Origin of the sequence: Paucibacter sediminis (genome assembly GCF_030254645.1) — a bacterium.
Lineage (GTDB): Bacteria > Pseudomonadota > Gammaproteobacteria > Burkholderiales > Burkholderiaceae_C > Paucibacter_B > Paucibacter_B sediminis.
Genome location: NZ_CP116346.1, coordinates 4,622,666 through 4,645,928, shown reverse-complemented (window position 1 = coordinate 4,645,928; position 23,263 = coordinate 4,622,666). Strand labels below are relative to the sequence as shown.

The 23,263-nt window shown below is 65.8% G+C and carries 22 protein-coding genes; 19 read left to right on the top strand and 3 right to left on the bottom strand.

Annotation, left to right across the window (positions count from 1 at the left end; genetic code table 11):
* Positions 1-29: 29 nt before the first annotated feature.
* Genes PFX98_RS21540 through rlmD form a run of 3 tightly spaced genes read left to right on the top strand, consistent with a single transcriptional unit; the run spans position 30 to position 3,352 of the window.
* The gene (locus PFX98_RS21540) at positions 30-932 is read left to right on the top strand and encodes a peptidoglycan DD-metalloendopeptidase family protein (protein ID WP_285232530.1); all 903 of its coding nucleotides are present in this window, start codon (positions 30-32) and stop codon (positions 930-932) included.
* A 19-nt stretch (positions 933-951) separates the two neighbouring features.
* Positions 952-1,944: an RNA polymerase sigma factor RpoS gene (gene rpoS / locus PFX98_RS21535; RefSeq protein ID WP_285232529.1), complete on the top strand. Its 993-nt coding sequence runs from the start codon at positions 952-954 to the stop codon at positions 1,942-1,944.
* 40 nt (positions 1,945-1,984) lie between these two features.
* Positions 1,985-3,352 (top strand): 23S rRNA (uracil(1939)-C(5))-methyltransferase RlmD, encoded by a 1,368-nt coding sequence (gene rlmD, locus PFX98_RS21530; protein ID WP_285232528.1) that lies wholly within the window; start codon positions 1,985-1,987, stop codon positions 3,350-3,352.
* Positions 3,353-3,419: 67 nt separating this feature from the next.
* Here the strand turns inward: rlmD and PFX98_RS21525 are convergent, their stop codons facing one another.
* Positions 3,420-4,115, bottom strand: coding sequence for a Bax inhibitor-1/YccA family protein (locus PFX98_RS21525; protein WP_285232527.1), 696 nt, complete (start codon positions 4,113-4,115; stop codon positions 3,420-3,422).
* Positions 4,116-4,249: 134 nt separating this feature from the next.
* Between PFX98_RS21525 and PFX98_RS21520 the strand changes: the two genes are divergently transcribed.
* The 5 genes from PFX98_RS21520 (at position 4,250) to PFX98_RS21500 (ending at position 10,358) form a co-directional block, all read left to right on the top strand.
* Positions 4,250-4,654, top strand: a complete 405-nt coding sequence (locus PFX98_RS21520) for a GlcG/HbpS family heme-binding protein (RefSeq protein ID WP_285232526.1) — start codon at positions 4,250-4,252, stop codon at positions 4,652-4,654.
* Between the two features lie 251 nt (positions 4,655-4,905).
* Entirely contained in the window at positions 4,906-6,054 is a 1,149-nt protein-coding gene (carA, locus tag PFX98_RS21515) for a glutamine-hydrolyzing carbamoyl-phosphate synthase small subunit (RefSeq protein WP_285235667.1), read from the top strand.
* Positions 6,055-6,083: 29 nt separating this feature from the next.
* Positions 6,084-9,350 carry a carbamoyl-phosphate synthase large subunit gene (gene carB, locus PFX98_RS21510; RefSeq protein WP_285232525.1) on the top strand — a complete coding sequence of 1,089 codons (3,267 nt, stop codon included), beginning with the start codon at positions 6,084-6,086 and terminating at the stop codon, positions 9,348-9,350.
* Positions 9,351-9,436: 86 nt separating this feature from the next.
* A complete protein-coding gene (greA, locus tag PFX98_RS21505; protein ID WP_285232524.1) occupies positions 9,437-9,913 on the top strand; it encodes a transcription elongation factor GreA in 477 nt (158 codons plus the stop codon).
* A 10-nt stretch (positions 9,914-9,923) separates the two neighbouring features.
* Complete coding sequence (locus PFX98_RS21500) at positions 9,924-10,358, top strand: DUF4149 domain-containing protein (protein WP_285232523.1); 435 nt, start codon at positions 9,924-9,926, stop codon at positions 10,356-10,358.
* Between the two features lie 8 nt (positions 10,359-10,366).
* On the opposite strand, the gene PFX98_RS21495 is transcribed toward PFX98_RS21500, so the two are convergent.
* Positions 10,367-10,840, bottom strand: coding sequence for a YhbY family RNA-binding protein (locus tag PFX98_RS21495; protein ID WP_285232522.1), 474 nt, complete (start codon positions 10,838-10,840; stop codon positions 10,367-10,369).
* Positions 10,841-10,871: 31 nt separating this feature from the next.
* On the opposite strand from PFX98_RS21495, the gene PFX98_RS21490 reads away from it, so the two are divergent.
* The 4 genes from PFX98_RS21490 (at position 10,872) to glmM (ending at position 15,868) form a co-directional block, all read left to right on the top strand.
* Complete coding sequence (locus PFX98_RS21490) at positions 10,872-11,540, top strand: RlmE family RNA methyltransferase (RefSeq protein WP_285232521.1); 669 nt, start codon at positions 10,872-10,874, stop codon at positions 11,538-11,540.
* A 139-nt stretch (positions 11,541-11,679) separates the two neighbouring features.
* Positions 11,680-13,584: an ATP-dependent zinc metalloprotease FtsH gene (ftsH, locus tag PFX98_RS21485; RefSeq protein WP_285232520.1), complete on the top strand. Its 1,905-nt coding sequence runs from the start codon at positions 11,680-11,682 to the stop codon at positions 13,582-13,584.
* Positions 13,585-13,652: 68 nt separating this feature from the next.
* Positions 13,653-14,540 (top strand): dihydropteroate synthase, encoded by an 888-nt coding sequence (gene folP, locus PFX98_RS21480; RefSeq protein WP_285232519.1) that lies wholly within the window; start codon positions 13,653-13,655, stop codon positions 14,538-14,540.
* Positions 14,537-15,868: a phosphoglucosamine mutase gene (glmM, locus tag PFX98_RS21475; protein ID WP_285232518.1), complete on the top strand. Its 1,332-nt coding sequence runs from the start codon at positions 14,537-14,539 to the stop codon at positions 15,866-15,868. The genes folP and glmM overlap by 4 nt, the downstream gene beginning before the upstream one ends.
* A 63-nt stretch (positions 15,869-15,931) precedes the next feature.
* On the opposite strand, the gene PFX98_RS21470 is transcribed toward glmM, so the two are convergent.
* Positions 15,932-16,411 carry a fasciclin domain-containing protein gene (locus PFX98_RS21470; RefSeq protein ID WP_285232517.1) on the bottom strand — a complete coding sequence of 160 codons (480 nt, stop codon included), beginning with the start codon at positions 16,409-16,411 and terminating at the stop codon, positions 15,932-15,934.
* Positions 16,412-16,627: 216 nt separating this feature from the next.
* Here PFX98_RS21470 and pstS point away from each other — a divergent pair, with 216 nt between their 5' ends.
* From pstS to phoR, 7 genes are all read left to right on the top strand, one after another.
* Positions 16,628-17,668, top strand: coding sequence for a phosphate ABC transporter substrate-binding protein PstS (pstS, locus tag PFX98_RS21465; RefSeq protein WP_285232516.1), 1,041 nt, complete (start codon positions 16,628-16,630; stop codon positions 17,666-17,668).
* 130 nt (positions 17,669-17,798) lie between these two features.
* Entirely contained in the window at positions 17,799-18,776 is a 978-nt protein-coding gene (pstC, locus tag PFX98_RS21460) for a phosphate ABC transporter permease PstC (RefSeq protein WP_285235666.1), read from the top strand.
* The gene (pstA, locus tag PFX98_RS21455; protein ID WP_285232515.1) at positions 18,773-19,636 is read left to right on the top strand and encodes a phosphate ABC transporter permease PstA; all 864 of its coding nucleotides are present in this window, start codon (positions 18,773-18,775) and stop codon (positions 19,634-19,636) included. The genes pstC and pstA overlap by 4 nt, the downstream gene beginning before the upstream one ends.
* Before the next feature lie 14 nt (positions 19,637-19,650).
* On the top strand, positions 19,651-20,436 hold the full coding sequence (gene pstB / locus PFX98_RS21450) for a phosphate ABC transporter ATP-binding protein PstB (protein ID WP_285232514.1): 786 nt from the start codon (positions 19,651-19,653) through the stop codon (positions 20,434-20,436).
* A gap of 20 nt (positions 20,437-20,456) precedes the next feature.
* Positions 20,457-21,164 carry a phosphate signaling complex protein PhoU gene (phoU, locus tag PFX98_RS21445; protein ID WP_285232513.1) on the top strand — a complete coding sequence of 236 codons (708 nt, stop codon included), beginning with the start codon at positions 20,457-20,459 and terminating at the stop codon, positions 21,162-21,164.
* A gap of 27 nt (positions 21,165-21,191) precedes the next feature.
* On the top strand, positions 21,192-21,893 hold the full coding sequence (phoB, locus tag PFX98_RS21440) for a phosphate regulon transcriptional regulator PhoB (RefSeq protein ID WP_285232512.1): 702 nt from the start codon (positions 21,192-21,194) through the stop codon (positions 21,891-21,893).
* A gap of 7 nt (positions 21,894-21,900) precedes the next feature.
* Entirely contained in the window at positions 21,901-23,259 is a 1,359-nt protein-coding gene (phoR, locus tag PFX98_RS21435; protein ID WP_285232511.1) for a phosphate regulon sensor histidine kinase PhoR, read from the top strand.
* Positions 23,260-23,263: the final 4 nt, after the last annotated feature.

The window sequence follows — 23,263 nt, the reverse complement described above, 5'->3', positions numbered from 1 at the left end:
TGCCCCTCAGCCTTTGCAATCGAGAGCGCATGCAACAGATCTTGAATCGTCGATGGACCTCCCTGGCGGCCGGCGCGCTGGTGCTTTTGCTGGCCGCCTGTGCCTCGCCCAGCCACCGCGCGCCCGTCGAGGAGCGCGCCGTGGGTGCGCCTGCCAAGCCGGCGGCCACGCCTTCGCCGACCACGGCCGCGAGCACGACACCCGAGGGCAAGCTGCCGGCCGGCAGCGAGAACGCCGGCAAGCCCGGTTACTACACGGTCAAGCCGGGCGACACCCTGATTCGCGTCGCCCTGGAGAACGGGCAGAGCTGGCGTGATCTGGTGAAGTGGAACGGCCTGGAGAATCCCAATCTGATCGAGGTGGGTCAGGTCTTGCGTGTGGTGGCGCCAGGGGTGGACGCAGCGGGCGTGAATGCCCGCCCGGTCAGTTCGGCCAAGGTCGAAACCAAGCCACTGGACGGCAAGCCGGCTGCGGCTGCCGCAAGTGCGGCATCCGCGGCGGCCAGCGCCGCTGCGCCCGCTCAGTCGACAGCGCCGGCCGTGGCGGCGGCCAAGGAGGGGGACGATGAGCCGCAGTTCGGTTGGCCTGCCGCCGGCGGCATTCTGACGGGCTTCGACGAGGTCAAGAACAAAGGTCTTGCCTTTGCGGGCAAGGCCGGCGATGCTGTGCTTGCCGCCGCCGACGGCCGCGTGATGTATGCAGGATCTGGTTTGCGAGGCTATGGCAACATGATCATCATCAAGCACAACGCCACTTACCTGACGGCGTATGCCCACAACCAGACCCTGCTGGTGAAGGAAGACCAGCCGGTGCGCAAGGGCCAGAAGATTGCCGAGATGGGCTCCAGCGATGCGGACCAGGTCAAGCTGCACTTCGAGGTACGCAAGCAGGGCAAGCCCATAGACCCGGCCAAGCTCTTGCCGGCCCGTTGATGGATGGAGGCGCCGCGTCATGTCACTGCATCGCGTTGCCTCTACCAGCCCGACCCGGCCGCCCATCGACCTGGCCGAGTTTGATGCCGACGCCAAGCCGGCGCCGGATGACGATGACGTGCAGGCGCTGCGCCTGCCGATCACGAATGGTGCCGATGTCGAACTTGGCAATGCGCTGCAGGCCTATCTGCGCGACATTCGCCGCACGCCGCTGCTGACGCCGCAACAGGAATACGACACGGCCGTGCGTGCGCGTGCCGGCGAGTTCGCGGCGCGCCAGGCGATGATCCAGCACAACCTGCGGCTGGTCGTCAGCATTGCCAAGAACTACCTTGGCCGCGGCCTGCCGATGAGCGATCTCATCGAGGAGGGTAATCTCGGCCTTATGCACGCGATCGGCAAGTTCGAGCCCGAGCGCGGCTTCCGCTTTTCTACCTACGCGAGTTGGTGGATACGCCAGAGCATCGAGCGTGCGTTGATGCATCAGGCGCGGCTGGTGCGCCTGCCGGTGCACATCGTGCGTGAGCTCAACCAGGTGCTGAAGGCGCGGCGCGCTTTGGAGGCCCTGGCCAGCCAGAATGGTGGCGAGGCCCAGGTGCGTGCCGACGAGGTCGCCGCGGCGCTGGGGCGGCCGCTCAGCGAGGTTTCCGAGCTGCTGGCCTATGCCGAGCTGCCGAGTTCGCTGGATTCGCCCGTGGACCGCAACGGTGAGGGCGGCGAGTCGATGATGGATTTGGTGGCCGACGAGCAGGCCGTGGATCCGATGGGCCTGCGGCTCAGCCATGAGCTGGAGGAGTTGCTGGCCCATGGGCTGGCGGCGCTGAACGATCGCGAGCGCGAGGTGCTGGCGGGGCGCTATGGCCTGGCCGACCGCGAGCCCGAGACCCTGGATGTGCTGGCCATCCGCCTCGGACTCACGCGCGAGCGCATCCGCCAGATCCAGATCGAGGCGCTCAACAAGCTCAAGCGCAACATGATGCGTCACGGCATCAGCCGCGACGCGATCTTCTGAGGCCGTGAGTCCGGGCGCGGGGCTGGGATAATGCCGCCCCATGACGCAAGTATCTGAATGGCTCAAGGTCGAATCGCTGGACCTGGAAGCCCAAGGTGTGGCCCACAACGAAGAGGGCAAGGTGGTATTCATCGAGGGCGCCCTGCCCGGTGAAGAGGTCCAGGTCCAGGTCGGCCGCAAGAAGAACAACTGGGAGCAGGCCGCGATGGTGGCGATGCGGCGCGAGAGTTCGCAGCGCGTGCGCCCCGGCTGCCCGAACTTCGGTCTGCATGCCGGCGCTTGCGGGGGCTGCAAGATGCAGCATCTGCATGTGGCCTCGCAGGTGGCGGTGAAGCAGCGTGTGCTGGAGGACAACCTCTGGCACCTCGGCAAGGTCAAGTCCGAAATGATGCTGCGCCCGATCGAGGGGCCGGCCTGGGGCTATCGCTATCGCGCGCGCCTGTCGGTGCGCTATGTGGCCAAGAAGGGCCATGTGCTGGTGGGCTTCCACGAGCGCAAAAGCCGTTATGTGGCCGACATGCAGGTCTGCAAGGTGCTGCCGCCGCGCGTCAGCGACATGCTGGTGCCGCTGCGCGAGCTGATCGCCAGCATGGACGAGCGCGACCGTCTGCCGCAAATCGAGCTGGCCATTGGCGAGTCCAGCGGCACGCTGGTGATCGCGCTGGTGTTGCGCCATCTGGAGCCCTTGGGCGATGCGGACAAGGCGCGCCTGCGCGCCTTCGCCGCACAGTACGACGTGCAATGGTGGCTGCAACCCAAGGGGCCGGACACGGTGCATCTGCTGGACGAGGGTGGTCCCGAGCTGGCCTACACGCTGCCGGAATTCGGTATCGTGATGCCCTTCAAGCCCACCGATTTCACCCAGGTCAATCACCATATCAACACGGCCCTGGTCGGGCGCGCCCTGCGTCTGCTGCAGGTGCAGCCGGGCGAGCGCGTGATTGACTGGTTCTGCGGCCTGGGCAACTTCACCCTGCCGCTGGCCACACAGGCGCGCGAGGTGCTGGGCATCGAGGGCAGCGAGGCCCTGGTGGCGCGTTCGCGCGAGAACGCCAAGCGCAACGGGCTGGACCACAAGACCCGTTTCGTGGCACGCAATCTGTTCGAGATGACGCCGGAGATTCTGGTGGCCGATGGGCAATCGGACCGCTGGCTGGTGGATCCACCGCGCGAGGGGGCGTTTGCGCTCTCCAAGGCCCTGGCCGATGTCGTGCAGGATCCCTCGCTGGCGCCCGGCTGGACGCCGCCCAGGCGCATCGTCTATGTCAGCTGCAACCCGGCAACGCTGGCGCGCGATGCCGGCTTGTTGGTGAATCTAGCGGGCTACCGCTGCACGTCGGCCGGTGCGGTGAACATGTTCCCGCACACCTCGCATGTGGAGTCGATCGCGGTGTTCGAGCGCGACTGATTGAAATAGCGACGGAAATGAAAACGGGGCCGCTGGCCCCGTTGATTCTTGGTGCTGGCGCGGCTCGTTATTCGCGCTCGCCGCCGAAGATGCCCAGCAGCGACAGCAGGCTCTGGAACACGTTGTAGAGGTCCAGATAGATCGCCAGCGTGGCACTGATGTAGTTGGTCTCGCCGCCATCGACGACGCGCTTGATGTCATAGAGCATGAAGGCGGAGAACACCGCCATGCACAGCACCAGCAGGGTCAGCATCAGCGCCGAGGACTGCACGAAGGCATTCACGATACCGGCCACCATGATGATGATGGCGCCGATGAAGAGGAATTTGCCCATGCTGGAGAGGTCGCGCTTGATCACGGTGGCCAGGCTGGCCATGGCGAAGAAGATCGCGCCGGTGCCGGCAAAGGCCGTCATGATGAGCGAGCCGCCGTTCTTGAAGCCCAGCACCGCGGCCAGCAGGCGCGAGAGCATCAGGCCCATGAAGAAGGTGAAGGCGAGCAGGGCGGCCACGCCGGTGCTGGAGTCCTTGGTCTTCTCGATCACGAACATCAGGCCGTAGGCGCCGGCGAAGAACACGATCATGCTCATCCCGGTGCCCATGCTGGCGAGGATGCCGGTGCTGACGCCAATCCAGGCGCCCAGCACGGTGGGCAGCATGGACAGGGCGAGCAGCCAGTAAGTGTTGCGCAGCACGCGCTGGCGATCGGCTGCCAGGCCGGTACCGAATGTCGTGCCGTAGTGGGTATTCAAGCTGTCGTTCATCGTGGAGTCCTCCGGACCTTGGGTGGCGCAATTCTAGGCGGCTTCGCGCGCGCAACAGTTTTGCGCCGCGGCCACCGAATCGAGCTACGCCTGTCGGTAAAGTGGTGGCTTCCACTCCAATTTCAAGCCCGATCATGAAGACCAAACCTTATCTCTGCCTGGATGATGTCAAGCGCATCGCCGCCGCTGCCGAAGCCGAGGCACTGGCCAACCAATGGGCGGTGAGCATTGCCATCGTCGACGACGGTGGCCACCTGCTGTGGCAGCAGCGCCTGGACGGCGCGGCCGCCATATCGGCCCAGATCGCACCCGCCAAGGCGCGCACCGCGGCGCTGGGGCGCCGCGAGTCCAAGGTCTACGAGGACATGATCAACCAGGGCCGCACCTCCTTCCTGAGCGCGCCGGGCCTCGACGGCCTGCTGGAGGGCGGTGTGCCGGTGTTGGTGGATGGACATTGCGTGGGCGCGGTGGGCGTCAGCGGCGTGAAGTCCATCGAGGATGCGCAGATCGCCAAGGCGGGCATTGCGGCCTTGGCTTGAGGCGACCGGGCCAGGGCGGCTGATGGCGGGCATGACAAGCCCGCCGAGATTCTTTGCGCAAAATCTTCTCGGTGATTACCCTGGTCGGGTATACTCAACAGGTTTACCCGCAACCCACCGCACCTAGCGAAACTCCCCCGTTTCCCCCACCGGATTCAGGCTCTTCCATGGCATCTGCCGTGGGTACAGGAGCAGAGCTGGGCGCGCGCACAATAACGGAGTTACCCGTGCTGCCCGACCTGCCTCAATTCATGAATGCGGCGCCTGCCGCGATCCTCGCCCTGGCAGACGGCACGGTCTTCAAAGGCAGCTCTCTCGGCGCTGCTGGCCACACGGTTGGCGAAGTGGTGTTCAACACCTCGCTCACCGGCTACCAAGAAATCCTCACCGACCCCAGCTATTGCCGGCAGATCGTGACGCTCACGTATCCGCACATCGGCAACTACGGCGTCAACGACGAGGATGTCGAGGCCACGAAGATCTTTGCCGCTGGCCTGATCATCAAGGAGGCCCCCATCCTTGACTCCAATTTCCGCAAGACCCGCACCCTCGCCCAGTACCTGAAGGACGAAGGCACGGTGGCGATCTCGAACATCGACACCCGTCGCCTGACCCGCGTGCTGCGTACCACCGGTGCCCAGAACGGCTGCATCCTGGCGCTGGCCGCCGGCGAAGCCATCACCGAGGCGCATATCGCCGACGCGATTGCCAAGGCCAAGGCCGCGCCCAGCATGGCGGGCCAGGATCTGGCCAAGGTGGTGAGCACCGGTGAGCGCCTGAACTGGACCGAAACCGAATGGACCCTGGGCAAGGGCTATGGCGAGCTCGCCAACCCGCGCTTCCACGTGGTGGCCTACGACTTCGGCGTGAAGCGCAACATCCTGCGCATGCTGGCCTCGCGCGGCTGCAAGATCACCGTGGTGCCGGCGCAGACGCCCGCATCCGAAGTGTTTGATCTGGAGCCGGACGGCGTCTTCCTGTCCAACGGCCCTGGCGATCCGGAGCCTTGCGATTACGCCATCAAGGCGGCGGCACAGCTGATCGAGGCCGGCATCCCGACCTTCGGTATCTGCCTGGGCCACCAGATCATGGCGCTGGCCTCGGGCGCTAAGACCTTCAAGATGAAGTTCGGCCACCACGGCGCCAACCATCCGGTGAAGGATCTGGACAACGGCCGCGTCTCCATCACCAGCCAGAACCACGGCTTTGCGGTGGACGCCGACTCGCTGCCCGCGAACCTGCGCCCCACGCACGTCAGCCTGTTCGACGGCACCCTGCAGGGCCTGGCGCGCACCGACAAGCCGGCCTTCTGCTTCCAGGGCCACCCCGAGGCCAGCCCCGGCCCGCATGACATCGCTTATCTGTTCGACCGCTTCATCGGTCTGATGGCCAAGGCCTGACCCGGCACGGATGGAGTAGAGATCACAAAATGGCAAAACGCACAGACATCAAGAGCATCCTCATCATCGGCGCCGGCCCCATCATCATCGGCCAGGCCTGTGAGTTCGACTATTCCGGCGCCCAGGCCTGCAAGGCCCTGCGCGAGGAAGGCTACAAGGTCATCCTGGTCAACAGCAATCCGGCGACCATCATGACCGACCCGGACACGGCGGATGTGACCTATATCGAGCCCATCACCTGGCAGGTGGTGGAGAAGATCATCGCCAAGGAGCGCCCCGATGCGGTGCTGCCCACCATGGGCGGCCAGACCGCGCTGAATTGCGCGCTGGATCTGCACAAGCATGGCGTGCTGGAGAAGTACCAGGTCGAGATGATCGGCGCCAACGAGAAGGCTATCGAGAAGGCCGAGGACCGCCTCAAGTTCAAGGACGCGATGACCAAGATCGGTCTGGACTCGGCCAAGTCCGGCATCGCGCATTCGCTGGAAGAGGCCTGGGGCGTGCAAAAGCGCATCCATGCCGAGATCGGCGGCGACGGCTTTCCGATGGTCATCCGCCCCAGCTTCACGCTGGGCGGCACGGGTGGCGGCATCGCCTACAACCCCGAGGAATTCGAAGAGATCTGCAAGCGCGGCCTCGACCTCTCGCCCACCAACGAGCTCCTGATCGAGGAGTCGCTGATCGGCTGGAAGGAGTACGAGATGGAAGTGGTGCGCGACAAGGCGGACAACTGCATCATCGTCTGCTCGATCGAGAACCTCGACCCGATGGGCATCCACACCGGCGACTCCATCACCGTGGCGCCCTCGCAGACCCTCAGCGACAAGGAATACCAGCTGCTGCGCAATGCCTCGATCGCGATTCTGCGCGAGATCGGCGTGGACACCGGCGGCTCCAACGTGCAGTTCTCCATCAACCCGCGCGACGGCCGCATGGTGGTGATCGAGATGAATCCGCGCGTCTCGCGCTCCTCGGCGCTGGCCTCCAAGGCCACCGGCTTCCCGATCGCCAAGATCGCCGCCAAGCTGGCGGTGGGCTACACGCTGGACGAGCTGAAGAACGACATCACCGGCGGCGTGACGCCGGCGTCCTTCGAGCCCTCGATCGACTATGTGGTCACCAAGATCCCGCGCTTCGCCTTCGAGAAGTTCCCGATGGCCGACTCGCACCTGACCACGCAGATGAAGTCGGTGGGCGAGGTGATGGCGATGGGTCGGACCTTCCAGGAAAGCTTCCAGAAGGCCTTGCGCGGCCTCGAGACCGGCATCGACGGCCTGACCGAACGCAGCACTGATCGCGAAGAGATCGTGCAGGAGATCGGCGAAGCCGGCCCCGAGCGCATCCTCTTCCTGGCGGACGCCTTCCGCATAGGCATGAGCTTGCAAGAGGTGTTCGACGAGACCGCCGTGGACCCCTGGTTCCTGGCCCAGATCGAGCAACTGGTGCAGATCGAGAAGAGCATCGCTGGCCGCGCGCTAGAGAGCCTCTCGACCGACGAGCTGCGTTTCCTCAAGACCAAGGGCTTCTCCGACCGGCGCATCGCCAAGCTGCTGGCTACCAACCAGCATCTGGTGCGTGAAAAGCGCTGGGCCGCGGGCGTGCGCCCGGTCTACAAGCGCGTGGACACCTGCGCGGCCGAGTTCGCCACCGAGACGGCCTATATGTACTCCACCTATGACGAGGAGTGCGAGGCCGAGCCCACCGACAAGAAGAAGATCATGGTGCTGGGCGGTGGCCCGAACCGCATCGGCCAGGGTATCGAGTTCGACTACTGCTGCGTGCATGCCGCGCTGGCGATGCGCGAAGACGGTTACGAGACCATCATGGTCAACTGCAACCCCGAGACCGTCTCCACCGACTACGACACCAGCGACCGCCTCTATTTCGAGCCGGTGACGCTGGAGGATGTGCTCGAGATCGTGGCCAAGGAACAGCCGGTCGGCGTGATCGTGCAGTACGGCGGCCAGACGCCGCTGAAGCTGGCGCTGGATTTGGAGCGCGCCGGCGTGCCCATCATCGGCACCACGCCCGACAGCATCGACATCGCCGAAGACCGCGAGCGCTTCCAGAAGCTGCTGCACGAGCTGGGCCTGAAGCAGCCGCCCAACCGCACCGCGCGCACCGAAGAGGCCGCGCTGCAACTGGCGCAGGAAATCGGCTATCCCCTGGTGGTGCGCCCCAGCTATGTGCTGGGCGGCCGCGCGATGGAAATCGTGCACGGCGACAAGGACCTGGAGCGCTATATGCGCGAAGCGGTGCGCGTCTCCGACAAGTCGCCGGTGCTGCTGGACCGCTTCCTGGAGGATGCGCTTGAGGTCGACGTCGACTGCATCAGCGATGGCGTGGACGTGATAATCGGCGGCATCATGGAGCACATCGAGGCGGCCGGCATCCACTCCGGCGACTCGGCCTGCTCGCTGCCGCCCTATACGTTGTCCAAGGCGCTGCAGGACGAACTGCGCCGCCAGACCGCGGCGATGGCCAAGGCGCTCAAGGTGGTCGGCCTGATGAATGTGCAGTTCGCCATCCAGGGCGATGTGACCAAGGGCCTGGAGGCCGCCACCGTCTATGTGCTGGAGGTGAATCCGCGTGCCTCGCGCACCGTGCCCTTCGTGTCCAAGGCCACCGGCCAGCAGCTCGCCAAGATCGCGGCGCGCTGCATGGCGGGCCAGAAGCTCAAGGACCAGCGCGACCGCCTGGGCCGTGTGCCGGCCGAGGTGATTCCGCCTTACTTCAGCGTCAAGGAAGCCGTCTTCCCCTTCAACAAGTTCCCCGGCGTGGACCCGATCCTGAGCCCGGAAATGCGTTCCACCGGCGAGGTGATGGGGGCAGGCCGCAGCTTTGGCGAGGCGATGCTGAAGAGCCAGCTGGGCGCGGGCTCGCGCCTGCCGCGCCAGGGCAATGTGCTGATCACGGTGAAGAACTCCGACAAGGCCCGTGCCGTGGCCGTGGCCAAGGACCTGGCGGCGCTGGGCTTTGGCGTCGTGGCCACCAAGGGCACCGCGGCGGCGATCGCCGAGGCCGGCGTGCCGGTGCGCGTGGTCAACAAGGTCAAGGACGGCCGCCCGCACATCGTCGACATGATCAAGGGTGGCGACATCCAGCTGGTGTTCACCACCGTGGACGAGACCCGCACCGCGATCGCCGACAGCCGCCACATCCGCCAGGCCGCACTCGCCAACCGCGTGACCTACTACACCACCATGGCCGGCTGCGAGGCCGCCGTGGAGGGCATGAAGCACAAGGATGGCCTGCTGGTGCAATCCCTGCAGGAACTGCACGCGGAACTCGTCTAAACTCCGCTCCGTCAGTAGATTCCGCCGCCGCGGCTCAGGCTTCCTGAGCGGCTGCGGCGGTTTGTTTTGTCTCTCAAGGTTTACACATGGCCACGATCCCTTTGACCGTACGCGGCGCCGAAAAGCTCAAGCAAGAACTGCATCAACTCAAGTCGGTTGAGCGCCACGCCGTGATCAACGCCATTGCCGAAGCCCGCGCCCAGGGTGATCTGTCCGAGAACGCCGAGTACGAAGCGGCCAAGGACAAGCAGGGCTTCATCGAAGGCCGCATCCTCGAAATCGAGGGCAAGCTGGCCGCCGCCCAGGTCATTGATCCGGCCTCGGTGGATGCCGGCGGCCGCATCGTGTTCGGCACCACCGTCGATCTGGAAGAAGAAGCCAGCGGCGCCGAGGTGACCTACCAGATCGTCGGCGACGACGAGGCCGATCTGAAGCTGGGCCTGATCTCGATCAGCTCGCCGATCGCGCGTGCCCTGATCGGCAAGGAGGCCGGCGACGTGGCCGAGGTGCAGGCGCCCGGTGGCGTGAAGCGCTACGAAATCGTTGAAGTCCGCTACGTCTGAGCGGATGAAGATGCTGTACCGCGCTCGCGCGCTGCTGGCCGCCCTCTGGGGCGGCCTTCTGCTTTGCGTGGCCGGCGTGGCCGCGCCCAGTGCGTTTGCGGTGCTGGAACGGGCCCAGGCCGGCAAGCTGGTGGGGCGCGTGTTCGAGCTGGATGCCCAGATCGGCCTGGCCGCGGGGCTCTTGCTGCTGATGATGGAGCGCCGCCTGCAGCGCGACGCCCGCGTGCCCGGCCGGGTGTTCACGCCTGAGCTGTTGCTGCCCCTGGTCGCCCTGTTCTGCGTGGTGGCCGGCTATTACGGCCTGCAGCCGCTGCTGGAGGCCGCGCGCGCAGGGCAGGGGGCTTGGTCCTTCGGTGCGCTGCACGCGGTTTCCAGCCTGCTGTTCGGGCTCAAGACCCTGGCGGTGCTGCTGCTGGCCTGGCGCGCGTCCCGCGCGCCGGCCTGAAGAGAAGTTCAGTCGGCGACCGTCTTCTTCACGCTGGTGATGCGGCGCTTGGCGCGCTTGATCTCGCCGCCTTGTGCGACGCGCTGATTGCCCAGCACCTGGACCTTCTTGATCTGCGGGCGGTGGTTGCCGCTCTTGGAGAACTTGACGATCTTCACGACCTTGGGGCCGCGCCTGGAGTCGTCGCGCTCGGCCTCTTCCTTCTCGGGCATCGGGCGCCACAGCACCAGCAGCTTGCCGATGTGCTGGATGGGCGCCGCGCTGAGCTGGTCGGCCAGGTCCGCGAAAATGCTCTCGCGGTTCGCACGGTCGTCAGACAGCACGCGCACCTTGATCAGCCCGTGGGCGTTCAAGGCTGCGTTGGTTTCCTTCACGACGGCGGGCGTGAGTCCGTCCGCGCCTATCATCACCACGGGGTCCAGATGATGGGCGTCGGAACGTTTTTCCTTGCGCTGGGCAGGGGTCAATTGAATCGCAGGCATAGTCGCATTATCGCGTCTCGCGCCAGACATCATGAAAATCGATAGCAAAAGCAAGAAGATCAACAAGGCTTGGCTGCACGACCACATCTCCGATCCCTATGTGAAGCTGGCGCAGCGCGAGGGCTATCGGGCCCGCGCCGCCTACAAGCTCAAGGAGATCGACGAGGAGTTGAAGCTTTTCCGGCCGGGCCAGGTTGTGGTCGATCTGGGCTCGGCGCCGGGCGCCTGGAGCCAATACCTGCGGCGCCGCTTTGCCCCCAAGGAGGCCGGCGTGGGCGGCGCGGCGGTCGGCGAGCTCAACGGCACCATCATTTCACTGGACCTGCTGGAGATGGAGCCGATCGAGGGCGTGCACTTCATCCAGGGAGATTTCCGTGAGGACGAGGTGCTGCAGCAGTTGGAGGCGGCGCTGGCGGGGCGCGCGGTGGATGTGGTGGTGTCTGACATGGCGCCCAATCTGTCCGGCATCGCTTCCACCGATGCGGCGCGGATCGAGCATCTGATCGAGCTGGCCATCGATTTCGCGCGCAATCACCTCAAGGCCGAAGGGGCACTGGTGACCAAGGTCTTCCATGGCGCCGGCTACAACGAGCTGGTCGAGCTGTTCAAGCAGAACTTCAAAAAGGTCAAGCCGATCAAGCCCAAGGCCTCGCGCGACCGCTCCTCGGAAACCTTTCTGGTGGGCATAGGCCTCAAATAGTCACGCAGCTTGTGCATGACTATGGTCAAGCTTGAGAAAGCCAATCAGGCTTCGGGGCTTGACTGCAATAGAATCAACCCCATATGCCGGGCATCGATCGCACAGTGACGGTCGGTGTGACATCGAATAAGGAGTCGCGGTGAACAATCAGTGGTTCTCGAAAGTAGCTGTTTGGATGGTGATAGCCCTGGTGCTGTTCACCGTCTTCAAGCAGTTCGATCGGGGCGCGGCCCAGGGGAACCAGATCGGTTACTCCGATTTCCTCGAAGAGGTGAGAGCGCGTCGCATCAAGCAGGTGACCCTGCAAGAGGGCAATGGCGGTACCGAGATCATCGCCACCACCAATGACGACAAGAAGCTGCGCAGCACGGCCACCTATCTGGACCGTGGCCTGGTGGGCGATCTGATCAACAACGGCGTCAAGTTCGATGTGCGTCAGCGTGAAGAGCCTTCGCTGCTGATGAGCCTGCTGGTCAGCTGGGGCCCGATGCTGCTGCTGATCGGCGTGTGGGTCTACTTCATGCGTCAGATGCAGGGCGGAGGCAAGGGCGGAGCGTTCAGCTTCGGCAAGTCCAAGGCCCGCATGCTGGACGAGGCCAACAATTCCACCACCTTCGCCGACGTCGCCGGTTGCGACGAGGCCAAGGAAGAGGTCAAGGAACTGGTGGACTTCCTCAAGGATCCGCAGAAATTCCAGAAGCTGGGCGGCCGCATTCCGCGCGGCGTGCTGCTGGTCGGCCCTCCGGGCACCGGCAAGACGCTGCTGGCCAAGGCCATCGCCGGCGAGGCCAAGGTGCCGTTCTTCTCGATCTCGGGCTCCGACTTTGTCGAGATGTTCGTTGGCGTCGGCGCGGCCCGTGTGCGCGACATGTTCGAGCAGGCCAAGAAGAGTGCACCCTGCATCATCTTCGTGGACGAAATCGATGCCGTCGGCCGCCACCGTGGTGCCGGCCTGGGTGGCGGCAACGACGAGCGCGAACAGACGCTGAACCAGATGCTGGTGGAGATGGATGGCTTCGAGACCAATCTCGGCGTCATCGTGATGGCAGCGACCAACCGTCCGGACATCCTGGATCCCGCCCTGCTGCGTCCCGGCCGTTTCGATCGCCAGGTCTATGTGACTCTGCCGGACGTGCGCGGCCGTGAGCAGATTCTCAACGTGCACATGCGCAAGGTGCCGGTGGGACAGGACATCCGTGCCGACATCCTGGCCCGTGGCACGCCCGGTTTCTCGGGTGCCGATCTGGCCAACCTGGTCAACGAGGCTGCCCTCTTTGCCGCACGCCGCAATGGCCGCGTGGTGGAGATGGTGGACTTCGAGAAGGCCAAGGACAAGATCATGATGGGCCCCGAGCGCAAGTCCATGGTCATGCCCGAGGAAGAGCGCAAGAACACCGCCTATCACGAGGCCGGCCATGCCCTGGTGGCGCGCCTGATGCCCAAGACCGATCCGGTGCACAAGGTGACGGTGATCCCGCGTGGTCGTGCCCTCGGCGTGACCATGCAGTTGCCGGAAGGTGATCGCTACAGCATGGACAAGGAGCGCATGCTCTCCACCATCTCGGTGCTGTTCGGTGGCCGCATCGCCGAAGAGGTGTTCATGAACCAGATGACCACCGGTGCCAGCAATGACTTCGAGCGCGCCACCCAGATCGCCCGCGACATGGTGACGCGCTACGGCATGACCGACGAGCTGGGCCCGATGGTCTATGCGGAGAACGAGGGCGAGGTCTTCCTGGGCCGCTCGGTCACCAAGACCACCACCATGTCGGAAGAGACCATGCGCAAGGTCGACCAGGTCGTGCGCCGCATCATCGATGAGCAATACGGCATTGCCCGCAAGCACATCGAGGAAAACATGGACAAGATGCACGCGATGGCCAAGGCCCTGCTGGAATGGGAAACCATCGATGCCGACCAGATCGACGACATCATGGACGGCCGTCCGCCGCGCCCGCCCAAGGACTGGACCCCGCCCAGTGGCGGCAAGAGCGATGGCAATGCCGCCGCCCTGAGCGCCGGTAACGCGCACGCCGCGGCCTGACGCAAGAAACATCAACATTCCCGATGGGGCCGTCTGCAAGGACCGGCCCCTTTTTCATGGCTCACCGCATGGCTCACTGGCAGACCACCCGCTTTCGCATCGCGCTCGACAAGCCCCTGGTGATGGGCATCGTCAACGTCACACCCGATTCCTTCTCGGATGGGGGCCAGCATGGCGAGGCGCATGCGGCGATCGCGCATTGCGAGCAGCTGCTGGCCGAAGGCGCCGATCTGCTGGACATCGGCGGCGAGTCCAGCCGCCCGGGGGCGCCGACGCTGAGCCCGCAGGAAGAGTGGGCGCGGGTCGAGCCGGTCCTGAAGGCCGCGCTGCGCCTGGGGGTGCCGGTCTCGGTCGATACCTACAAGCCCAGCACTATGCAGCGCGCGCTGGATCTGGGGGTGGATATCGTCAACGACATCCAGGCCCTGCAGCTGCCTGGTGCGGCCGAACTGGTGGCCGCCCATCCGAGTTGCGGCATGTGCTTGATGCATATGCGCGGCGACCCAGCCAGCATGCAGGGCCTGACCGGCTATGGCGACATCACGGGCGAGGTGGCCGAGTTCCTGGCAGCGCGCGCTGCCCATCTGCGCCAACTCGGCGCCGCCGCCGAGCGCATCCTGCTGGACCCGGGTTATGGCTTCGCCAAGACGGTGGATCAGAACTTCCAGCTGCTGCGCGAGCAGGCGCGGTTGCTGAAGCTGGGCTATCCGCTGCTGGTGGGCTGGTCGCGCAAATCGTCGCTGGGTGCCATCACCGGCCGGCCGGTCGAGCAACGCCTGGCCGCCAGCATCGCCGCCGCCTTGGCCGCGGTGGCGCAGGGCGCGCGCGTGCTGCGCGTGCACGATGTCGCGGCCACGGTCGATGCCCTCAAGGTTTGGGGGGTGGCCGGTGGCAGTACCGGTCCGGTGATCGGCGAGAATCCAGCCGTAGAGATTTCAGGAGGACGCTCGCAATGAGCCGTACGTATTTCGGAACCGATGGCATCCGTGGCACCGTGGGCCAGTCGCCCATCACGCCGGACTTCATGCTGCGCCTGGGCCATGCGGTTGGCCGCGTGTTGCGCAAGGGCGGTGGCCGGCCCACCGTGCTGATCGGCAAGGACACCCGGATTTCGGGCTATATGCTGGAGTCGTCGCTGGAGGCGGGTTTCGCCTCGGCCGGCGTCGACGTGCTGCTCACCGGCCCGCTGCCCACGCCCGGCGTGGCCTACCTGACGCGCGCACTGCGTCTGGATCTGGGCGTGGTGATCTCGGCCTCGCACAACCCCTTCGCCGACAACGGCATCAAGTTCTTTTCCGCCAAGGGCGAGAAGTTGCCCGATGCCTGGGAGCTGGCGGTGGAGCAGGCGCTGGAGGAGGCGCCGAGCTGGGTGGATTCGGCCAACCTCGGCCGGGCCCGCCGCCTGCAGGATGCACGTGGCCGCTACATCGAGTTCTGCAAGAACAGCTTCGGTTCGGACCTGACCCTCAAGGGCCTGAAGATCGTGGTGGATGCCGCCAATGGCGCGGCCTATCACGTGGCACCCGATGTGTTCCATGAGCTCGGTGCCGAGGTCATCTCGATCGGCTGCAGCCCCGACGGCTTCAATATCAACGACGGTTGCGGCGCCACGGCACCGGCGGCGCTGGTGAAGGCGGTCAAGGAGCATGGCGCGCATTACGGTGTGGCGCTGGACGGCGATGCCGACCGCCTGCAGCTGGTGGACGCGCAGGGCCGGCTCTACAACGGCGACGAGTTGCTGTATGTGATGGTGGCCGACCGCCTCAACCAGGGCCTGCGCGTGCCGGGCGCGGTGGGCACGCTGATGACCAATATGGCGGTGGAGCTGGCGCTGAAGAGCCGCGACGTCGAGTTCGTGCGCGCCAAGGTGGGCGACCGCTATGTGCTGGAAGAGCTCAGCGCACGCGGCTGGCAACTGGGCGGCGAAGGCTCGGGCCATCTGCTGGCGCTGGACAAGCACACCACCGGCGACGGCATCGTCAGCGCGCTGCTGGTGCTGCAAGCCATCAGCCGCACCGGGCGCAGTCTGGCCGAGCAGCTGCAGGGGGTGGACCTGTTCCCGCAGACCCTCATCAATGTGCGCCTGCAGGCCGGCCAGGACTGGAAGAGCAATGGTGCGCTGGCCCAGGCGCAGGCCGAGGTCACGGCCGAGTTGGCCTCGCGTGGCCGAGTGCTGATACGCGCCTCGGGCACCGAGCCGCTGCTGCGCGTGATGGTGGAGGCCAGCGACGCCTCGCTGGCCAGGAGCTGCGCCGAGCGTCTGGTGGACGCCGTGCGCGCCTGAGCGAGCGCCTCACTGCATCGAGAAGGGCCACCTTGCGGTGGCCCTTTCGCATGGGTGTCTTCTTTACTTCTTCGGCGGCGTGAGCACGCGATCGATCACATGAGCGACACCGTTGGTGGCCATGATGTCGGCCTGTTGCACCATCGCGTCCTCGACCGTCACGAACTCGCCGGCGCGCGCCAGCGCCACAGGGGCGCCCTGCACGGTCTTGGCGTTGCCGGTCTGCACATCGGCGGCGGCCAGCTTGACGTTCAGCAGGTGGTAGCTCAGCACCGCCTTCAGCTCGGCGGGGTTGGCGGCCAGGGCATCCAGGGTCTTGGCCGGCACGGCCTTGAAGGCCTCGTCGGAGGGGGCGAACACGGTCAGCGGGCCGGCGGCGCGCAGCTGCTCCTGCAGGCCGGCCTGCTGCACCAGGCGGTTGAAGGTGCTGAGTTGCGGGTTGCGGGCCAGGGTGTCGGCCAGGGGGGCGGGCGCAGGCGTGCTGGCGCAGGCGGCGAGCAGGCAGGCCAGTGCGGCGGCGGCAAGTCGGTAAAGCTGGTTCATGAGGGGTCTCCTTCGGCTAAACGGGTTCTGACAGGGGCCCATTCCCCCGCTTCTTCCCCTTCGCGGCCAGCTTATGCAGGCTTTGTGACAGGCCCGTGAACCGAATGTGACGCTTTGGCGCCGCGATGCGCCGGGTGACAGGCCTGTCACTGGCATGTCATATTGGGGTCATAGCATCCGCTCCATCGCCAACCAACCCCTTGCGATAGGACCTGTATGACCTTGAACCAACTCCGAGTCGGCTTGATCTTTGCGGCTTGCACCGTGGCTCTGCCTGCAGCGCAGGCGCAGGACGTCACCGGTGCTGGCGCCTCCTTCCCAGCACCTATCTATGCCAAGTGGGCCGATGCCTACAACAAGGCCAGCGGTGCGCGCATCAATTACCAGTCGGTCGGTTCGGGCGCAGGCATTCGCCAGATCAAGGCCAAGACGGTGGACTTCGGTGCCTCCGACGCGCCGCTGAAGGATGAAGAGCTGGCCAAGGATGGCCTGGTGCAGTTCCCCACCGTGATTGGCGGCGTGGTGCCGGTGGTCAATGTGAAGGGCATCGCCCCCGGCCAGCTGCGCTTGACCGGCCAGGTGCTGGGCGACATCTATCTGGGCAAGATCACGAAGTGGAACGATGCGGCCATCACGGCGCTCAACCCCGGCGTCGCCCTGCCCGACGCTGCGATCGCCCCGGTGCGTCGCGCCGATGGCTCGGGCACCAGCTTCCTGTTCACCAACTATCTCTCCAAGGTCAACACCGAGTGGAAGAGCAAGGTGGGCGAGGGCACGGCGGTCAACTGGCCGACCGGCGCGGGTGGCAAGGGCAATGAGGGCGTGTCGGCCTTCGTGATGCGCCTGCCCAACTCGATCGGCTATGTCGAGTACGCCTATGCCAAGCAGAACAAGATGTCCCATGTGCTGCTGAAGAACCAGGCCGGCAACTTTGTCGCGCCCGCCGACAGCGCCTTCAAGGCCGCCGCCGCCGGTGCCGAGTGGACCAAGAGCTTCTACCAGGTGCTGACCGAGCAGCCCGGCAAGGACAGCTGGCCCATCACCGGTGCCACCTTCATCCTGATGCACAAGCAGCAGGACAAGCCGGCCAATGCCTCGAACTCGCTGAAGTTCTTCGACTGGGCCTATGCCAATGGCGACAAGACCGCCGACGACATGGACTATGTGCCGCTGCCGGCCTCGGTGAAGGAACTGGTGCGCAAGCTCTGGGCCGACAATCTGAAGGATGCCGCCGGCAAGGCCGTCAGCTTCAAGTGATGTCCGGGCGCCGGGTGCCCGCAGACGGGTCGCAAGGCCCCTGCTGCCACCACGGCGCCACTTTGTTTTCCTAAGCGGAGGTCCCGTGGCCGCCATACTCCCAGCCAACCCGATCAGCAGTGACCCCAGCCTGGAGCGCGTACGGCCCCAGGGCAACCCACCGACCCGCAAGGTGGTGGCGCCCTGGGCCGATGCCTTGTTCGCCACCCTGGCGCAGGGGGCGGCCTGGCTGACCCTGTCGCTGCTGGTGGGCATCCTGGTCTCGCTGCTGTTCGGCGCGGCGCCGGCGATCGAGAAGTACGGCCTGAGCTTTCTCTGGACCAGCGATTGGGACCCGGTGCAGGAAAAGTTCGGCGGCCTGGTGATGATTTACGGCACCCTCACGACCTCGCTGATTGCCCTGGTGATCGCGGTGCCGGTGAGCTTCGGTATCGCCGTGTTCCTGACCGAGCTCTCACCCAGCTGGCTCAAGCGCCCGCTGGGCATCGCCGTCGAGCTGCTGGCCGCCGTGCCCTCCATCGTCTATGGCATGTGGGGCCTGCTGGTGTTCGGCCCCATCCTCGCCACCTATGTGCAGCAGCCGCTGCAAAGCCTCTTGAGCGGCGTGCCCTATCTGGGCGCCCTGGTGTCGGGCCCGCCGGTGGGCATCGGCATTCTGTCGGCCGGCATCATCCTGGCCATCATGATCATTCCCTTCATCGCCTCGGTGATGCGCGACGTGTTCGAGGTCACGCCGCCGATGCTGAAGGAGTCCGCCTACGGCCTGGGCGCCACCACCTGGGAGGTGGTCTCGCGCGTGGTGCTGCCCTATACCAAGACCGGCGTGATGGGCGGCGTGATGCTGGGCCTGGGCCGGGCGCTCGGCGAGACCATGGCCGTGACCTTCGTGATCGGCAATATGAATCAGCTGAATTCGCTCTCGGTGTTCGAGGCCGCCAACAGCATCACCTCGGCGCTGGCGAATGAGTTCGCCGAAGCCGGCGAGGGCCTGCACCAGGCCTCGCTGATCTATCTGGGCCTGGTGCTGTTCTTCATCACCTTTGTGGTGCTGGCATGCTCCAAGGTCTTGCTGGCCCGTCTCAAGAAGAGCGAAGGAGCGCGCGCATGAGTGCCACCATCTCCGCCTCGCGCCTGCGCATGCATGCCAAGCGCAAACGCGTCAACGCGATCGCGCTGACGCTGTCGCTGGCCGCCATGGCCTTCGGCCTGTTCTGGCTGTTCTGGATCCTGTTCGAGACGGTGCGCCTGGGCTTTGACGGCCTGAACCTGGCCACCTTCACCGAGATGACCCCGCCGCCGCAGGCGGAGGGCGGTGGCCTGGCGAATGCCATCTTCGGCTCCATCGTGATGGTGGGCCTGGCCACCGCGCTGGGCACGCCGATCGGCATCCTTTCCGGCGTCTATCTGGCCGAGTACGGCCAGAAGACCTGGCTGGGCAGCACGGTGCGCTTCATCAACGACATCCTGCTCTCCGCACCCTCCATCGTGGTGGGCCTCTTCATCTATGCGGTGGTGGTGGCGCGGCTGAAGAGCTTCTCGGGCTTTGCCGGCGTGCTGGCGCTGGCCCTGATCGTCATCCCGGTGGTGATACGGACCACCGAGAACATGCTGAGCCTGGTGCCCAATGCCTTGCGCGAGGCCGCCTATGCCCTAGGCACGCCCAAGTGGAAGGTGATTCTCTCCATCACCCTGAAGTCGGCGCGTGCCGGCGTCATCACCGGCATCCTGCTGGCGCTGGCGCGCATCTCGGGCGAGACCGCGCCGCTGCTGTTCACCGCCCTGTCCAACCAGTTCTGGACCAGCTCGCTCAGCGAGCCCATGGCCAGCCTGCCGGTGACCATCTTCAAATTCGCGATGAGCCCCTACGAGAACTGGCAGAAGCTGGCCTGGGCGGGGGTGTTCCTCATCACCATGGGCGTGCTGCTGCTGAATATCCTGGCGCGCGTCCTGTTCAAGAACAAGCACTGAAGCGAGATCCGACCATGGACGCCAAAGTTGACCTGCCCGTGAGTGAGAAAGCCAAGCTCTCGGTGCGCGACCTGAATTTCTATTACGGCAATTTCCACGCCCTCAAAAGCATCAACCTCGACATCCCCGAGAAGAAGGTCACCGCCTTCATCGGCCCCTCGGGTTGCGGCAAGTCCACGCTGCTGCGCACGCTCAACCGCATGTTCGAGCTCTACCCCGAGCAGCGCGCCGAGGGTCAGATCTTGCTCGATGGCAATGACATCCTCTCCAGCGGCGAGGATGTCTCGCTGGTGCGCGCCAAGGTGGGCATGGTGTTCCAGAAGCCCACCCCGTTCCCGATGTCGATCTACGACAACATCGCCTTCGGCGTGCGGCTGTTTGAGACCCTGCCGCGGGTGGAGATGGACGAGCGCGTGGAATGGGCGCTGAAGAAGGCAGCGCTGTGGACCGAGGTGAAGGACAAGCTCAACCAGAGCGGCTCGGGCCTCTCCGGCGGCCAGCAGCAGCGCCTGTGCATTGCGCGCGGCATCGCCATCAAGCCCGAGGTGCTCCTGCTGGACGAGCCCTGCTCGGCGCTGGACCCGATCTCCACCGGCAAGATCGAGGAGCTCATCCATGAGCTCAAGAATGACTACACCGTGGCCATCGTGACCCACAACATGCAGCAGGCGGCGCGCTGCTCGGACTACACGGCCTATATGTACCTGGGCGACCTGATCGAATTCGGCCCCACCGCCGAGCTCTTCATGAAGCCCAAGCGCAAGGACACGGAAGACTACATCACGGGCCGCTTCGGCTGAATCAAGAGGAGGATCACCCCATGGTTGACAAGCATCTCTCGACCCAGTTCGACGCCGAACTCAGCGGCATCTCCACCCGTGTGCTGGAAATGGGCGGTATCGTCGAAGCCCAGGTGGCGCATTCGGTGGAGGCACTCACCACCTACAGCAATGAGCTGGCCGATGCCGTGCTCAAGCAGGAAGAGCGCGTGAACCAGATGGAAGTGGAGATCGACCGCGATCTCTCCACCATCATCGCGCGCCGCCAGCCCACCGCGCGCGATCTGCGCCTGCTGATCGCCGTCTCCAAGACGATTGCCAATCTCGAGCGCGTGGGCGACGAGGCCGCGCGCATCGCGCGCACCGTGCAGCGCCTGGTGAACTCGGGCATCTCGAGCCGGCTGCGCCTGCCGATGTCGGACCTCTCCTACGAGGCCGAGCTGGCGATCGCGCAGCTGCGCAAGGCGCTGGACGCCTTCGCGCGCTTGGACGTGGAGCGCGCGCTGGAAGTGCTGAAGCAGGACGACCAGATCGACAAGGAATTCGAGGGCCTGATGCGCAAGCTCATCACCTACATGATGGAAGACCCGCGCACGATTTCCTCCAGCATCGATCTGGTGTTCGTGGCCAAGGCGATCGAGCGCGTGGGCGACCACGCCAAGAACCTGGCCGAAGTGATCATCTATGTGGTCAAGGGCACGGACGTGCGGCACAACACGCCCGACGCCGTCGAGAACATGGTGCGCTGAGGCGCGCCGCGAGGAGAGGAGAAACGCATGAGTCGTGTACTGGTGGTCGAAGACGAATCGGCGATTGCCGAGCTGATCTCCATCAACCTGCGCCACGCAGGTTTCGACGTGACCCTGGCCGGCAGCGCCGACCAGGCCCAGCTGGAAGTGGACCGGGTGCTGCCTGATCTGGTGGTGCTGGACTGGATGCTGCCCGGCGCTTCGGGCCTGACCCTGGCGCGTCAATGGCGTGGCCAGGCGCGCACCCGCGAGCTGCCCATCATCATGCTGACGGCGCGCGCCGAGGAGACCGACAAGGTGTCGGGTCTTGATGCCGGCGCCGACGACTACCTGACCAAGCCCTTTTCCACCAACGAGCTGCTGGCGCGCATCCGCGCGGTGCTGCGTCGCAAGGCGCCTGAGGCGCTGGACAGCGTGGTCGAGGTCGGCGGCCTGAGCCTGGACCCGGGCACGCGCCGCGTCGGCCGCGAGGGTGTGGAAGTGAAGCTGGGCCCCACCGAGTTCCGCTTGCTGCACTTCTTCATGACCCACCCGGAGCGCGTGCACAGCCGTTCGCAGCTGCTGGACCGTGTCTGGGGCGACCATGTCTTCATCGAGGAGCGCACGGTGGACGTGCATGTGAAGCGCCTGCGCGAGGCGCTCGAGAAGGTCGAGTGCCAGCGCATGATCGAGACCGTGCGCGGCGCCGGTTACCGGCTCACGCAGCAGGCCGGCGCGCTGTCGGCCTGAGCACGCTGTGACCTGGCTGCTGCCTCGCATCATTGTCTCGGCCATCGTGGCCGCCCTGGGTGGACTGCTGGGCCTGTGGGTCGGGCAGTGGCTGGGGATTCCGCTGCTCTCGCATCTCCTGGGCGCGGCCCTGGCGGTGGGCGCCCTGGTGATGCTGGACGCGGTGCGCGCCCATCGCCTGATCCAGTGGCTGCGCGGCGCGCAGGACGGCGAGGCGCCGCGCGACACCGGGCTCTGGGGCGAGCTGGGTTACCGCTTCGAGCGCGCGCTGCGCGACCGCGAGCGCCTGCTGCAGCGTGAGCGCCTGCAGCTGGACCAGTTCCTGTCCGCCATCGAAGCCTCGCCCAACGGCGTGCTCTTGCTGGATGCGCAGGACCATATCCTTTGGTGCAACAGCGTCGCGGCCGATCACTTTTCGCTCGACCCGGTGCGCGACCGGCAGCAGCGCATCACGAACCTGGTGCGCTACCCGTCCTTCGTCGCGCATCTGCAATCGGGCCAGTATGCGCAAGGCCTGACCCTGACGAATGCGCGCGGCCGTGCCACCCTGCAGGTGATCGTGCGCGGCTACGGCGAGGGCATGCGCCTGGTGCTGTCGCTGGACGTCACCGAACGCGAGCGCGCCGAGGCGATGCGGCGCGATTTCGTCGCCAATGTCTCGCACGAGATCCGCACGCCGCTGACGGTGCTGGCCGGCTTCATCGAGACCATGAGTTCGCTCAACCTCACCGAGGCCGAACGCCGCCGCGTGCTGCAGCTGATGGGCCAGCAGACCCATCGCATGCAGAGCCTGGTGAGCGATCTGCTGACCCTGGCCCAGCTGGAAGGCAGCCCGCGGCCGGCCGCCGATCAATGGATCAATCTGGACAAGCTGCTGGCGCGCGTGGGCGCCGACGCCCTGGCGCTGTCGGCGGGCCGCCATCAGCTGACCCTGCCCGGTGAACAGCATGCGGAGCTGGCCGGCGTGGAGGCCGAGGTGCTGAGCGCGGTGAGCAATCTGCTCAGCAATGCGGTGCGCTACACGCCGGAGGGCGGTGCCATCACGCTTGGCTGGCGCATCCAGGCGGATGGCTCGGGTGAGCTGTGCGTCAGCGACAACGGCCCGGGCATCGCGCGCGAGCACCTGCCGCGCCTGACCGAGCGTTTCTACCGCGTGGACGGCAGCCGCTCGCGCGACACCGGCGGCACCGGCCTGGGCCTGTCCATCGTCAAGCATGTGCTGCAACGCCATGGCGGCGAACTGGACATCCAGAGCGAGCTGGGCGCCGGTTCGCGCTTCCGGCTGGTGTTCCCGGCCGCAAGGGTGCGGCTGAACGACGATCTGGCGATCGGCGCCGAGGCCGCGATGGCGCCCGCAGGCCGCTGAGGCT